Annotated in this window: 8 protein-coding genes; 4 read left to right on the top strand and 4 right to left on the bottom strand. The window is 41.0% G+C overall.

Translation table 11 applies throughout. The annotated features are described in order from the left end of the window. The first annotated feature begins 147 nt into the window (after positions 1 to 147). The 4 genes from gcvT to ACXAER_RS04970 all read left to right on the top strand — a co-directional run bounded on the left by gcvT (position 148) and on the right by ACXAER_RS04970 (position 6,532). Positions 148 to 1,227 carry a glycine cleavage system aminomethyltransferase GcvT gene (gene gcvT, locus ACXAER_RS04985; protein ID WP_136782051.1) on the top strand — a complete coding sequence of 360 codons (1,080 nt, stop codon included), beginning with the start codon at positions 148 to 150 and terminating at the stop codon, positions 1,225 to 1,227. A 26-nt stretch (positions 1,228 to 1,253) separates the two neighbouring features. Continuing rightward, a complete protein-coding gene (gene gcvH, locus ACXAER_RS04980) occupies positions 1,254 to 1,643 on the top strand; it encodes a glycine cleavage system protein GcvH (RefSeq protein WP_014979989.1) in 390 nt (129 codons plus the stop codon). A 121-nt stretch (positions 1,644 to 1,764) separates the two neighbouring features. After that, positions 1,765 to 4,674 carry an aminomethyl-transferring glycine dehydrogenase gene (gcvP, locus tag ACXAER_RS04975; RefSeq protein WP_474827186.1) on the top strand — a complete coding sequence of 970 codons (2,910 nt, stop codon included), beginning with the start codon at positions 1,765 to 1,767 and terminating at the stop codon, positions 4,672 to 4,674. A 280-nt stretch (positions 4,675 to 4,954) separates the two neighbouring features. Then, the gene (locus tag ACXAER_RS04970) at positions 4,955 to 6,532 is read left to right on the top strand and encodes a DNA cytosine methyltransferase (protein ID WP_474827185.1); all 1,578 of its coding nucleotides are present in this window, start codon (positions 4,955 to 4,957) and stop codon (positions 6,530 to 6,532) included. 271 nt (positions 6,533 to 6,803) lie between these two features. Here ACXAER_RS04970 and ACXAER_RS04965 read toward each other — a convergent pair whose 3' ends face one another. Genes ACXAER_RS04965 through ACXAER_RS04950 form a run of 4 tightly spaced genes read right to left on the bottom strand, consistent with a single transcriptional unit; the run spans position 6,804 to position 13,912 of the window. Then, a complete protein-coding gene (locus ACXAER_RS04965; protein ID WP_474827183.1) occupies positions 6,804 to 8,846 on the bottom strand; it encodes an AIPR family protein in 2,043 nt (680 codons plus the stop codon). Continuing rightward, a complete protein-coding gene (locus ACXAER_RS04960; protein ID WP_474827182.1) occupies positions 8,843 to 9,796 on the bottom strand; it encodes a PD-(D/E)XK motif protein in 954 nt (317 codons plus the stop codon). The genes ACXAER_RS04965 and ACXAER_RS04960 overlap by 4 nt, the downstream gene beginning before the upstream one ends. Continuing rightward, positions 9,789 to 12,485, bottom strand: a complete 2,697-nt coding sequence (locus tag ACXAER_RS04955) for a Z1 domain-containing protein (RefSeq protein ID WP_474827180.1) — start codon at positions 12,483 to 12,485, stop codon at positions 9,789 to 9,791. The genes ACXAER_RS04960 and ACXAER_RS04955 overlap by 8 nt, the downstream gene beginning before the upstream one ends. Continuing rightward, a complete protein-coding gene (locus ACXAER_RS04950) occupies positions 12,482 to 13,912 on the bottom strand; it encodes an ATP-binding protein (RefSeq protein ID WP_474827178.1) in 1,431 nt (476 codons plus the stop codon). The genes ACXAER_RS04955 and ACXAER_RS04950 overlap by 4 nt, the downstream gene beginning before the upstream one ends. Positions 13,913 to 14,033: the final 121 nt, after the last annotated feature.

The following is a 14,033-nucleotide window of genomic DNA, read 5'->3' as shown; positions in this document are numbered from 1 at the left end:
GCTTTTTACATTTGTATATCTAATCCAGTTGTTCGAATGCATTTGCTTTTTAAATGTATTGATAAAAATTTCCAATTTGTTGCATAAACGCTAGCTCACTATACTCAATCTCGTTTTCTACCTTTCAAATTAAAAAGAGTAAGTGGAATGTCTAGTACCACCGCCCTACACGCAAAGCACCTAGAAGCCGGTGCGAAAATGGTCGATTTCTTCGGCTGGGATATGCCAATTAACTATGGTTCACAAATTGAAGAGCATCACGCTGTGCGTCAAGACGCCGGTATGTTTGATGTGTCTCACATGACCATTGTTGACGTAAAAGGCGCGCAAGCCAAAGCGTATCTTCAGTACCTTTTAGCCAACGACGTGGCAAAATTAAAAGACAAAGGCAAAGCGCTATACAGTGGCATGCTTAATGAAGAAGGCGGTGTTGTAGACGACCTTATCGTTTACCACTTCGACGAAACTAACTATCGCTTAGTGGTTAACTCAGCAACGCGCGAAAAAGACATGAACTGGTTAATGAGCAAAGCAGAAGGCTTTGACGTAACCATCACCGAGCGCCCTGAATTTGCCATGATTGCCGTACAAGGCCCTAACGCAAAAGAAAAAGCCGCCACCTTGTTCAGCGCAGCGCAAAAAGAAGCGGTAGCGGGCATGAAGCCATTCTTTGGTGTACAAGCAGAAGACTTATTTATTGCTACCACAGGTTATACCGGTGAAGCAGGCTATGAAATTATGGTGCCAGCTGAACAAGCGGAAAGCTTCTGGCAAGCACTGCTAGACGCGGGTGTTAAGCCATGCGGCCTGGGTGCTCGCGACACACTTCGCCTAGAAGCAGGCATGAACCTGTACGGCCAAGATATGGATGAAACCGTATCACCACTAGCCGCCAACATGGGCTGGACAATTACATGGGAACCGGCAGAACGTGATTTCGTAGGGCGTAAAGCATTAGAAGCGCAGCGCGAGGCGGGTACCGACAAGCTAGTAGGCTTGGTAATGACTGAAAAAGGCGTGCTGCGTCACGGTCTTAAAGTGAAAACAGAAAGCGGCGAAGGCGTTATCACTTCAGGTACGTTCTCTCCAACTCTAGGTCACTCAATTGCGATGGCACGAGTACCAAGTGATGTTGGTGAAACAGTAGAAGTGGAAATGCGCAAAAAGTGGGTTACAGTAAAAGTGGTTAAGCCCTCCTTTGTTCGCAATGGAAAAAGTGTTTTATAAGTTAACAGAGAATAACAGGAACGATTATGAGCAACATCCCAACTGATTTACGCTATGCCGCTACGCACGAATGGGTTCGCCCTGATGGAGACGGTGTTTTCACTGTAGGTATTTCTGAGCACGCACAAGGCTTACTTGGCGACATGGTTTTCGTTGATTTGCCAGATGTTGGCGACGCAGTAAGCACTGGCGACGACGTATGTGTTGCTGAATCGGTAAAAGCAGCGTCTGACGTTTACGCGCCAATTTCAGGTGAAATTGTAGCAATTAACGAAGACCTAGAAGATTCACCAGAACTAGTTAACTCTGACCCATACGGCGACGGTTGGCTATTCAAAATTAAAGCTGACGACGCGGCAGAAGTAGAAGGTCTACTAGACGCTGAAGGCTACGAAAACAGCATTGACGAAGAGTAATTCGTTACGCAGTTTTAAAAGAACCATAATTTGAAAAGGGGCATGAAGATAATTCAGCCCCTTTTTAACTTAAAGATTTAACGCGCCCTTGCGGCAACCATTACGAGTGCTTAACAACGTTATGTCGAATACTTCCCCTACATTGGCTCAACTAGAGCAAAAAGATACATTTATCCGCCGCCACATTGGCCCGGGTAAAGGCGAAATTGAAGAAATGCTGTCTGCCATTGGTGCAAGCTCACTAGACGATTTAATTGAGCAAACTGTACCGGCAGGTATTGCGCTACCAGAGCCACTAAAATGTGGTGAAGGGGCGACAGAAGTTGAAGCATTAAGTGAACTTAAAGCCGTTGCACAAAAGAACAAAATTAACCGTTCTTTCATTGGTATGGGTTACTACGATACGCACGTACCAAACGTTATTCTTCGCAACGTACTAGAAAACCCAGGTTGGTACACAGCGTACACGCCTTACCAGCCAGAAATTGCCCAGGGTCGTTTGGAAGCTATTCTTAACTTCCAACAAGTAACCATTGACCTAACTGGCCTAGAGCTAGCATCAGCGTCACTGCTTGATGAAGGTACAGCGGCAGCAGAAGCCATGGGCCTTGCTAAGCGTGTGTCTAAGAACAAAAAAGCGAATGCGTTCTTTATTGCGAACAACGTTCACCCGCAAACGGTTGACGTGGTTGAAACTCGCGCTGAAATGTTCGGTTTTGAAATCATCAAAGGTGCGGCAGAAGAAGCAGCAGAACACGACGTATTCGGTGCGCTACTTCAATACCCAACCTCTACCGGTGAAGTAAAAGACATCAGCGACATCATTGCTGCAGTACAAGCGAAAAAAGGTATTGTGGCAGTAGCCGCTGACCTAATGAGCTTAGTAATGCTTAAGTCGCCTGGCGAGCTAGGTGCAGACGTTGCACTTGGTAGTGCACAGCGCTTTGGTGTACCTATGGGCTACGGTGGCCCGCACGCGGCATTCTTCGCAACACGCGACAGCTACAAGCGTTCACTACCTGGCCGTATTATCGGCGTAAGTAAAGACACCCGTGGTCGCCCAGCACTTCGTATGGCGCTACAAACTCGTGAACAACACATTCGCCGCGAAAAAGCGAACTCGAACATTTGTACAGCGCAGGTGCTGCTAGCCAACATGGCAAGCTTCTACGCGGTGTACCACGGCCCTCAAGGTCTTAAAACTATCGCTGAGCGTATTCACCGCTTCGCCGACATTCTTGCTACTGGTTTAAACCAGAAAGGTGCAGAAAAAGGTGTAGCTCTTAAGCATAGCACGTACTTCGACACGCTAACCGTTATGGTAGACAACAAAGAAGACGTACTAGCAAAAGCCTACGCAAAAGGCATGAACCTACGTGCTGACCTTGAAGGTGCGGTAGGTGTGTCGCTTGACGAAACTACAACACGTGAAGACATTGTTGCGCTTTTCGACGTACTTCTTGGTGAAGAGCACGGCTTAACGGTTGAAGGTCTGGATGCAGAAGTAACCACGCAAGACGTAAAATCTATTCCTGAAGGTTTAGTACGTACTAGCGACTTCCTAACCCACGAAGTGTTTAACAAGTATCACTCTGAAACAGAGATGCTTCGTTACATCAAGAGCCTTGAAAATAAAGACTTGGCGCTTAACCACTCAATGATTTCATTGGGTTCGTGCACCATGAAGCTAAACGCAACGGCTGAAATGATCCCAGTAACATGGGCTGAATTCGGCCAGCTTCACCCGTTTGCACCACTAGACCAAGCAGCGGGCTATCAAGAAATGATTGCCGAGCTAAGCGAGTGGTTAATTAACGTAACAGGTTACGACGCGCTTTCAATGCAGCCTAACTCAGGTGCACAAGGTGAATACGCAGGCCTATTGGCTATTCAGCGTTACCACGAAAGCCGTGGCGAAGGTCACAGAAACGTGTGCCTAATTCCAAGCTCTGCCCACGGTACTAACCCTGCGTCTGCGCAAATGGTTAGCCTTAAAGTGGTAGTAGTAGCGTGTGATAGCAAAGGTAACGTAGACCTTAACGACCTTCGCAAAAAAGCGGAAGAAGTGGGTGACAACCTATCGTGCGCCATGATCACGTACCCGTCAACTCACGGTGTATATGAAGAAACCGTGCGCGAGATTTGTGACATTGTTCACCAATACGGCGGTCAGGTTTACATGGACGGCGCGAACATGAACGCGCAGGTGGGAATTACGTCACCTGGCTTCATTGGTTCAGACGTGTCGCACCTTAACCTACACAAAACCTTCTGTATCCCACACGGTGGTGGCGGCCCTGGTATGGGGCCTATTGGTGTTAAATCGCACCTTGCGCCTTTCCTTCCAAACCACACGGTTGTTAACGTAGAAACGGCAGGCAAAGACTGTGGTGCGGTATCGGCAGCGCCATGGGGCAGTGCGTCAATTCTGCCTATTAGCTACATGTACATCAAAATGATGGGTAGCGCTGGCCTTCGCCGTGCAACCGAAGTCGCTATTCTTAACGCTAACTATGTGGCTAAGAAGCTAGAAGGGCACTTCCCAGTGCTTTACAAAGGCAACAATGGCCGCGTAGCGCACGAGTGTATTATTGACCTTCGCCCGCTTAAAGAAGCAAGCGGTGTAACCGAGCTAGATATCGCGAAGCGCTTAAACGACTATGGTTTCCACGCGCCAACCATGAGCTTCCCAGTAGCGGGTACGCTTATGATTGAGCCAACCGAGTCGGAAGCGAAGTACGAACTAGACCGTTTCATTAATGCGATGGTTAGCATTCGCCAAGAAATTGCAAAAGTAGAAAGCGGTGAGTGGGATGCCACTGACAACCCGCTACACAATGCACCGCACACACTAGCTGACATCTGTGACAGCGACTGGAACCGCAGTTACGACCGCATGTTAGCGGCGTACCCAGCACCAGAAGTACACAGAAACAAGTTCTGGCCAACGGTTAACCGTATTGATGATGTGTACGGCGACCGCAACCTGATCTGTTCTTGCCCTAGCATTGAGAGCTATGTTGAGGAGTAGGGGGGGGGGTGTCAGTTTCGAATGAAGTTTGTGTTGCTTAAATAAAGTTTGTGATTCAAATGAAGTTTGTGAAAAGGGCCGAAAGGCCTTTTTTTTTGCTAAACCGACACTCCGATTTCTGATATTATTCGAAACCAAATTTTGATACATACCACTCAATACTCTTCTGATGTTCAGTGTTTAATCAAGCAGTAAATATTATATATTCCGTGCACAAACAAAGTTGGGTTGGATTTAGTGTTTTTGGTAGTAAAAATAGTATGATGGAAAGGACGCGGGGATGAATAATCCGATTAAAGTTATTGATTTATTTTCTGGACCGGGCGGTCTCGGTGAAGGGTTTTCATCAGTACTTGATTCAAAAAAATCACGAGTGTTTAAAATTGCAGCGTCAATTGAACGCGACGTCAGTGCACATAGAACTCTGAAGTTAAGAGCGTTCTTTCGACAATTCAAAGTTGCCCCCATAGAATATTATGAATTTTTAAAAGGGAATCTTGGCACTGCTCCAGAGGAACGATTGTACAAAATACCTAAGTTCAAAAAGCAAGTTGAAGCGGCAGATAGAGAGGCACTGAACCTTGAGCTTGGGAAAGATAACGACGTAATATTCACTGCCATTTCAAAAGCGGTTGGTAATGATGAATGCATTTTGATTGGTGGCCCCCCCTGCCAAGCATATTCGGTAGCGGGTGTTGCAAGAAACAAATCTAATACAGCGTATGATCCCTTGCTTGATAATCGAAACTTTCTATACAAGGAGTATTTAAAAGTAATTGCGCGATTCCAACCTATGCTATTCGTGATGGAAAATGTCAAGGGTATGTTGTCTGCTAAGGTAAACGGAGAACTAATATATAAGTCCATCTTTCAAGATTTAGAAAATCCATCGTCCTCTTCAGGAGAGGACATCAAGTCTAAGAAAAACCTTAAATATAAGATATTTTCATTAGTGACTGCTTCATCTGGGGATTCGGTACTGAGACCTCATGACTATGTAATAAACTGTGAAAATTTTGGTATTCCGCAAAAAAGGCATCGAGTAATACTTTTAGGTGTTAGAGAGGATTTAGCTGAGATGTGGAATGGACTTACCTTAAATACATGCTCTGATGAAATCCCGATTAGCAGCGTTATCCACGATCTACCTAAATTGAGAAGTGGGCTGTCCAAAGATGTTAATACTGATGGCAACTGGTTAATGTCGATCGAGACAGATGCTAAAAAAACAGTGGAGTCCCTTAAACAACATGGTCAAGATGAGATTGCTGATAAGTTTATTGAAGCAGTTGATTCTGTTACAGTCCCTTCCGATGGGCAAGGTGCAAACTTCGGTTTATTGCGTAGTAATTCGATTAACGAAACTGACTTAAGAAATTGGTTTTATGACGATAATCTTGGCAAGCATGTGTGCAATCATGAGACAAGGGGACATATTCACCTTGATCTTCAGCGTTATATGTTTTGTAGCCTATGGGCTTCTGTAGCATTTGAAAAAAAATGGCCTAGGCTTAGCCCGAAAACAAATGAGTTTCCAGAGGCGTTAGTTCCGAATCACAAGAACTTTAAGTCTGGTAAATTCGCAGACAGGTTTAGAGTTCAGCCTTGGAATAAGCCAGCAACAACAATTACTTGCCATATATCTAAGGATGGTCATTACTATATTCACCCCGATTACTTGCAATGTAGAAGTCTGACAGTCAGGGAGGCTGCTAGAATCCAGACATTTCCGGATAATTATTTTTTTGTGGGTAACAGGACTCAACAATATGTTCAAGTGGGAAATGCTGTCCCTCCATTGTTGTCAAAGAAGATAGCTACACTTATCTATGAGTTTTTATCCGACACAATATTTTAATTCTATTTTCTAAGTTAAGATATTGATAATCGAAACTTAACTACTCTTCATCAAATTGATAGTGTCCACTTTTTAAATGGACACTAGAAGAAAATTTTGACTCTTTAAGAACTAAATAAATATTTGTAATTTCGGGTGCTCACTCTTAGTAGCTTGGATTGAGTATAGTTGCTAATCCAAGCTTTAAGTATCACAACTCAAGTTAGCAATATTTAGATTTCAAGTCACAAGAACTTAGAAAATCTTATAAGAATATTAGAGCGGGTAGAAATTAAATATAAAACCCTTCTTCAAATGCCTTTTTTTCTATATCTAATAAGAACAGGCATTGCTTTTCAGTAGGAATTTTAGACGGTATGGAAGCAGCTATGTCTAATATGCTCTTTTCTTTATGGCTTAGAGCAAATGACGACTTGTTCCACTCTATGATTTGTTTCCAGTACATGCTGCTTTTGTCGAAAACGTATTTTTGAGCTTCAATACCATTGTCGATGGACTGAATCGCTACAGCATCTTTTCTTTGTTCCTTTGCTTCATTAGGGTCTATGAGGAATTGTTCAACATCTCCGTTCAATATAGCTGGCGATTTTACAACATTATTCCAACAATCTTCCTTTTTACACCATTCACCTATATTGGTCACATGAGTTGGTGTGGTTTTTATTACATCGTTCACGACCTCAGCAATCTCCAATAAGTTCCGTAATAGCTCTTCAGGAAGCTTTTGCTGCCTCCATACTGAGATTAGATCAAGCTGTTTATTAGCGCTATCTGTTAAATCACGGAACTTCGCAATAGTATAAGTAACTATGTTGGCCTTATAACCGCCATACCAGTCTTGCTTCATGATATTACGGTCTAAATTTTTAAATATTATGGCTTTTGCAATAGACTCTTTAAAAAACATCTCGTTAAATTGAGCTTCACTTTTTTCCCATTGACTAGTCATCGAATCAGCAAACTTACCAAAGTTTTTCTGGGCTCCCAAACTTACTATGTATGGTACTTTATCCCACGAGTTATAGAACTTTGCGAGGTCTGTCTTCGTTATCATCTGATTCTTAGGGTTAATTTTCTCAAATTTTTTCTGCTCAGCTGGCGTGAGTTTCGTTTTTGCGGTCATATACTGGCCTCGAGCGCGTTCGTAGAACCAATGTGTTTCTTGAAGCCCGCCGTCAATAGATGGTGCCCAAACTCTCCTTGATAACTCTTCAAAGCGCCAATGAAACGGACTATTTGAAAAGAAGTCTGCGGCGTTGACCTTGTTTTGAGTATTTGCATACTCAGATATCTTTGGAACAATATCTTCGACGTTTTCTGGCGGGACTATGGTAAGTTTTACTTGGATGAAAACTTGGGATAAATCGGCCTTTTCTTTTTTCAAAGTGTTATAGACTGCCGCTGTGGTCTGCCCACCGTTAACTATTTGTAGGTTTTTTAGTTTTGAAATTAATGAGATACCACTCTTTTCTATAGTTTCTATTTCTTCTGCTGTTGCAGTTAGCCCATTATTGAACGCAAAAAACATGTTTGGCTCATTAACTATAGTATTTCTCATTCCCTTATTAACTTTGCCTTTAAACTGCAAAAAGGTTCTAACGTTTTGCTCCAAAAGCCTCTCAGTGTACTTGTCGTACAATTTCGATAACAGGTCACCCGGTAGAGCCAACAAATACGATTGAAATTTGTCAGATTCAGAGAATGCTTTTAAGCAAGGTAGACATTTTCCGAATTCACTAGCAAAATCAATCTCTATTGCTTCCTTTCCTAAGTTAGAGGAATCGAGCCGGTAGATTCTTTCGATGTCCCAAATATCGAACGCTACATCTAGTTCGCCTACTTGAGTCGCAGGTATGCTTTTAATCGATTTGCTAATTTCAGAGTTAGTAATGATTATTACTCTGACACCAGATATTGTCGCAGACTTCAGAGAAATAGTTCTCACGAGAGGATAGGCTAGGTCACTTTCTTCCATCGACTCCATAAATGAGATATCTAAGCAACGCTCGAAAAAGCGAACGGGCCTCTTGGAGATTTGTAAAGCTAAAGAGGTAGTTAATCTCTCTAATTGATCACCATAGTGTGAAACTATAAGGGTGAGTGTTCCATTGTCATTGTTATGATGCCAAGCATCTACTTTTAAACCTAATGTTTCTTTTTTATAGCTGCACACCGCATAGTTTTCTATAACAGCCTGTTCAACTAAATAGTCACAAATTTTTTCTACGAAGACAGGCTCATTGAATTTACTGCCTACTTCCGCTTCGGTGTAGATATCTTGCATAAATTTCGTGTAAAAGTTATCTAGGCTCATATTTCTTCCATCCATGAATCATCGGCTAGAAAGGGCTCGCAAGCTATCAATTCGAGATCAAACGTTATATTGGTTAAACCATTAGGAATATCAGAAAGGTCTAGTCGAGGAAAACCGTCCTTGACTTCATAGAACTTTTTAGATGAAACAATGTAGCAGTATGATAAATACTCATCACTATAGGTATATCCCAACTCGAGTAAGATATCTTGAAGCTTTTCTAATTGTTGTGTGTTACCGGCGTTTATCAACTTTTGTTGAATTTCTGAGATTAAAGAGGGCAATGTGATCGCGCTTGATGCTTCAGGTTCAGTCCTTCCTAAAGTAACAACAAATAAGAATAGCCTGCCAAGTTGGCCACAGAGTTGCTCAGGAGAAGAAATTTTCACCTTTGGTGAGGATGTTCCGTCTTGGCACTTCACTTCAATGGCTGTGTTATTAATACTAAAATCTTGTGTACTACCTTCTGGGCCAGTCCAAAATTCAATAGCTTTGGCGATGCCGAACTTCGGTGAAACGAAATCTTGTATATATATTAACTCTCCAATTAATCCTTTGATTTTTCTTTCGCTTAGGATTTTCTCCTTATCCTGCTTTAAGAATTCACGCCATCGTTCGATTCTACGAAATATCACCGAGACAATGGCTGAAGGAGCAAGCGCTCTTGTGGCTGAAATGATATCATTACATAGTGAAAAAAATAATTCCCAATCAGTCGATTTTTTTAATGTCAGAACTAACTGCTGATTATCAGGAATCGAAGTAACCTCAATTCCAAGTAGCGCTGGGAACTTGGGAGGGAGTTTGCATTTGTCAGTTAATTTGCAAACAAAAAGATATTTACCTGCTCTGTCTTTCGCCCAGTAAATATCTAAAGGGTGTTTATGGTCAATGCGACGAGCTGATAAATCTGATTTAGGTGTTTTAATATTTTCCCACGGGTTATTCATCGATTGTTTCCTCTTCATCTAACAGAGTTCCAAACTCTTGATTCCACCACGTAGTGTTAACAACATACTCAACCAAATCCTCTGGCTTACCAGTGCCGGCCACTCCGGGGAAACTAATACTCCATGCTATGGCTAAATTGTCCTTAAGTACTCTCTCATTATCGTTGGTGACACAATCTATTAAGTAAATTGAAAGTAATGGACGCTCTCTTACCTCTCTAAGAAGTTTACCCGTCAATGATTTCGATTTTGATAGCGAGCTCTGAAGCCCTTTAATAACGGCTTGATCAATTCCTGCTTTTTCCCAAGACGGAGAACTAAATCGTCGTTTACTTGACGTTATTGAGTTATTTGTATTTTTATATGCGATGACTGTCCTAAGCACAGGGTCCATTTTACAGAGTTCTGTGATGGTAAGAGATTTGCTCGGGTCGTGAGGTTTCGAATTACTAATTAATTGTACATCCCAAGACTTATTGAGCTTACTAATGAAGTCTAAAATTGGCTTTGGTTCGGTCATAATTGAGCCGGGATGATTTGAGAAGCTTTGTACAAAACGTTTTATAGGGTTATCCGACACAGCTTTGAACAAATAGTTACTGTTGTTCGCTGTTTCTAGTTGATAATTATCGAGCAAGCTTTTAGCTAGAGTTTGAAGAGACGCTAAGTTGTTTTTCAATACCGCCTCTGATGATGCGAGAACAGTCGTTTCAATATGCCTTCCATGAAGGCTTATTTGACGCAAAACATTGGTGCCTGACCGCATTTTGTTCCTTGCAGTGACTATAAGTGATTCAGGATGGCTCCTAACACATAGACCGAATTCTTCCGGCGTCAATCTTGCATTCTCCATTCTTTTAAATTCATCTCTTAACTCTTCGGTTACATCCGATATGTGCTGATACCATGATATCGCGTCACTTGACATATAAAGTCTGCATAAATCATCATACCCATCACGATACCCAAACCATCGTCCCATCTGCATTAAGGTGTCATACATTTGCGTGTTTCTAATGAAGTAACTGACGGTTAGTCCCTCAAGTGTGAGGCCCCTAGATAGACTTAACCCCCCTACGGCGATAATGCTTCTTCCATTAGGATACTTTTCTTTGCTGTAATCGAGTGGTTCAGAGCTTTTTGATGCATTCACCTCAATTGTTTTAACTGGAGAAACAGCTTTTTTTAGAGTTTTCTGAACAAGCTCCCAAGAGAATTCATTTTTTGAGAACTCATTATCAAAAGATGTTTTTAAATCTTTTATAAAATTGTTCTTAATTGCTTGATTAATATCTAATGCATAGTTGTTTATAATATTCGTACGCATTTCATCAACGTATTCATGAACCTGTAATTTGACATGGCTTTGAATATCTGTGAAACGACTTACATTGATTAGCATAGAGTTATTTTTAGTTTCCTGATTCCTCAATATTCTAATTGCTCGTACTAATATAAATATGCGTATTGCTTCCTCTAGAGAACGAGGAAGGGCTACAGGATATTCGTCTTTTTTATGAGATGCGGGTATCAAATCTTCAAAGTCGTTAATCTCCCTAACCATATCCAGATCTGAGTCTGAACTGAATATTCTTTTTGAGCCAACGTAATTAGTTGGGGCATCTAAGCTTATAATGAAGTCTCGTGGAAATAGCTCATCTCCAATCATCTCATCATTGCTATCAGGATCTATAAATATGTTTGCAAAGGGTGTTGCTGTGTACCCAAGGTACATATTCTGGCGGAATAGTTTTAACAACTCTCTTATTTTACTATTTATTGCGGTAGCATCTTTATCTTCTTTGTTGGTATTTATTGAGGCATGGTCTGCTTCATCATCGACCAGTAAAAATGGGAATTGGTCTAAATCTAGATTATTGTTATTCAACCAATTAATGAGATTTTGGAGTATTGACTTATTTTTCTTAATTACAAGAACGACTGGTTGATTAAAGTTACCAATTCCAGAGCGTATTTGTTGAGCTATAGTGTTCTTAAAGTCATGAACAGTTGTAGTAAATGAAACTGGGACGTTTTCGTAAGAATATTCGCCTACTCCAACCAACCTCTTTTTGAGAGGTATATTATCTAATTGTGTTGAGCTATCTACTCCAATAAAGCCTTCATCAATTCTTTCTTGAGTTTGACTCCTTAGCGCACTTAATATGCCAGCTAAAACGATTATTACTTTGTAACCAGCATCGGCAGCTTTGTTGATAACTCCAGTATAATTAGCTGTTTTTCCAGATTGCACATGTCCGACTACAAGACCCTTACGGGACCAGTCCCCAGTTTTCTTAGGGTATTCAAGATGGTCCAATATTTTATCTGTAACGAGGTCTAGTTGTGTAACAACCTTAGGGGGAAACCCTGAGTTTGTGAGATGTCGTTTGTACCTCTCCCAAAAAAACCAAGATATATCACCCCTATGCTCTTCCAACCAAGGTGTGTAGTCTTCAGCTTCAAACGCAACACCTAGCTCCATACTTATATCAAACCGCTCCTCCAGTTTTGATGTAATGAAATTTAATTCTTCTGTATTAGTAACATTTAGATTCTGTGCCATCATTTTAACAGCAGAAAAAATTTGCTCACGAGTGATGTTTTCAAGGTTTCTTTCACCTAACTGAACGATTAAAAACTTTTCAGTTAAGTCTTCTATTTGATTTAACTTCGATATATCAGTCATAGTTCAACTTCCATTTGTTCTATTATTTTAGCGGTGGCCTTTTGATTTGATGCCATTGGTTCTATTTGTAAAAGCTTTGAAATAATTTTATCTTTGTCTAAATTTTCAGCCTTAAATAGTGGATAGAACATATCAATGATTCCTTTTAGTTCATCTTCGTCAACCACTGGCTTGTCGATGCTTTCAGGTGAGTTCGCAAAATCGTTAAAATACAAATCAGAGGGAAATGATGCTTCTATCGATTTTAGAATAGCTGAGAGGCTAGTGTTGGACTGAGTATCTAGTTGGTTTGTTATCGACATTATCATCGGATGTTGCCTGTTGATGAGATAACTGACTTTGCCTGAGCTAATTGTGCGATGCCAGAAGGGTTCGAGAATCTGGGACTCTAATTTATACCCTTTTTGCTTGAATACTCGTTTCCCAGAATATTCTACTTCAGAAATTATTTGCTTTAACCCTCGTTTTACTGCTTCTGGAGGGCTTGCATTTGATTTTTTAACATCTATTTTCCAAATATTATCTAAAGAGTTTGGAATATCTACGCGAACTCTTATAAGTTTAGTAAGCTCTTCTTTCGGCATAAGCCTAAACCAAGTGCTTTTTATTATTAGACGTTTATTCCTGTATACGTAAAAGCCCTGATTATGCAGGTAGCCACCGTCTCCTGCATATTTTTCATATTCTTCAGCAGATACTTTTGTGTAGTGAGGTAACACATACGGTTGAACTTGAATCTTTTTAGAATCAACCTGAATAATTTGAGAAGGAAGTTCAATAGTTGCATTGCTGGACATATTGAATGGATCTCTCGCTATCAAAGGATCGCTATTGATTGAAATTTTTAAAGATTGTTTACCCGGCCCCGCAGCCAAGAACCTGTGAAAAATCAACTCTAAATGATTCCTTGAATGGTCAATTAATTCATTTAGTTTCTTTTCTCTTACTTTTAGGGAGTCAAAGTCGTCTAAACGGTCTAACTTCCTCCACAGCACAATAGTTCCGCTTTCCTGTTCGTTAAGAGCTGTAATTAAATTTGGAATCTCTTTAATTAGTTCAAGATCTGTCTCTTCGAGTATGCTTACCCGCCAACCTTGTTCTGAATTATCCTTTATTGAATCCAAATCCCATTCCATAGCGTGAACAGTGTCTTGTTTTTTAGATATAACCGTAAGCTTTCTGCACTGTGAGAATGTCGCCGTTTTCAATCCTAGACCAAATCGGCCCAAATCATTTGCTTTACGTTCATCAAGAGGATTGAAACTTCCTAACTTCATGGCTAAAAGCAAGGTTTCGTAGGACATGCCACAACCATCATCTTGTATGGCGAGCCAAGGTAAACCATCGTTCCATGAAAAATCGATATTTATTTTCTTTGCTTTGGCAGTGATTGAATTGTCGATTACATCTGCTAAGGCTGTTTCCATTGAATAACCAATATCTCGAAGAGACTCTATCAGTGAAGATGGTGACGGACTCAAGTTTTCATATCGCATTATTTAATCCATTTACTTACATGTATTGACCAGTATCTTTTGTGTATCAATT

The sequence above is a fragment of the Alteromonas sp. AWJ4_199 genome (genome assembly GCF_056159165.1).
Note: the sequence above shows the minus strand (reverse complement) of the source record. Positions and strands in the feature narration are given on the sequence as shown.

Excerpts from the sequence above, each read along its gene's own strand:
- gcvT (WP_136782051.1), top strand. The coding sequence starts at position 148 with ATGTCTAGTACCACCGCCCTACACGCAAAGCACCTAGAAGCCGGTGCG.
- gcvH (WP_014979989.1), top strand. The coding sequence starts at position 1,254 with ATGAGCAACATCCCAACTGATTTACGCTATGCCGCTACGCACGAATGG.
- gcvP (WP_474827186.1), top strand. The coding sequence starts at position 1,765 with ATGTCGAATACTTCCCCTACATTGGCTCAACTAGAGCAAAAAGATACA.
- ACXAER_RS04970 (WP_474827185.1), top strand. The coding sequence starts at position 4,955 with ATGAATAATCCGATTAAAGTTATTGATTTATTTTCTGGACCGGGCGGT.
- ACXAER_RS04965 (WP_474827183.1), bottom strand. The coding sequence starts at position 8,846 with ATGAGCCTAGATAACTTTTACACGAAATTTATGCAAGATATCTACACC.
- ACXAER_RS04960 (WP_474827182.1), bottom strand. The coding sequence starts at position 9,796 with ATGAATAACCCGTGGGAAAATATTAAAACACCTAAATCAGATTTATCA.
- ACXAER_RS04955 (WP_474827180.1), bottom strand. The coding sequence starts at position 12,485 with ATGACTGATATATCGAAGTTAAATCAAATAGAAGACTTAACTGAAAAG.
- ACXAER_RS04950 (WP_474827178.1), bottom strand. The coding sequence starts at position 13,912 with ATGGAAACAGCCTTAGCAGATGTAATCGACAATTCAATCACTGCCAAA.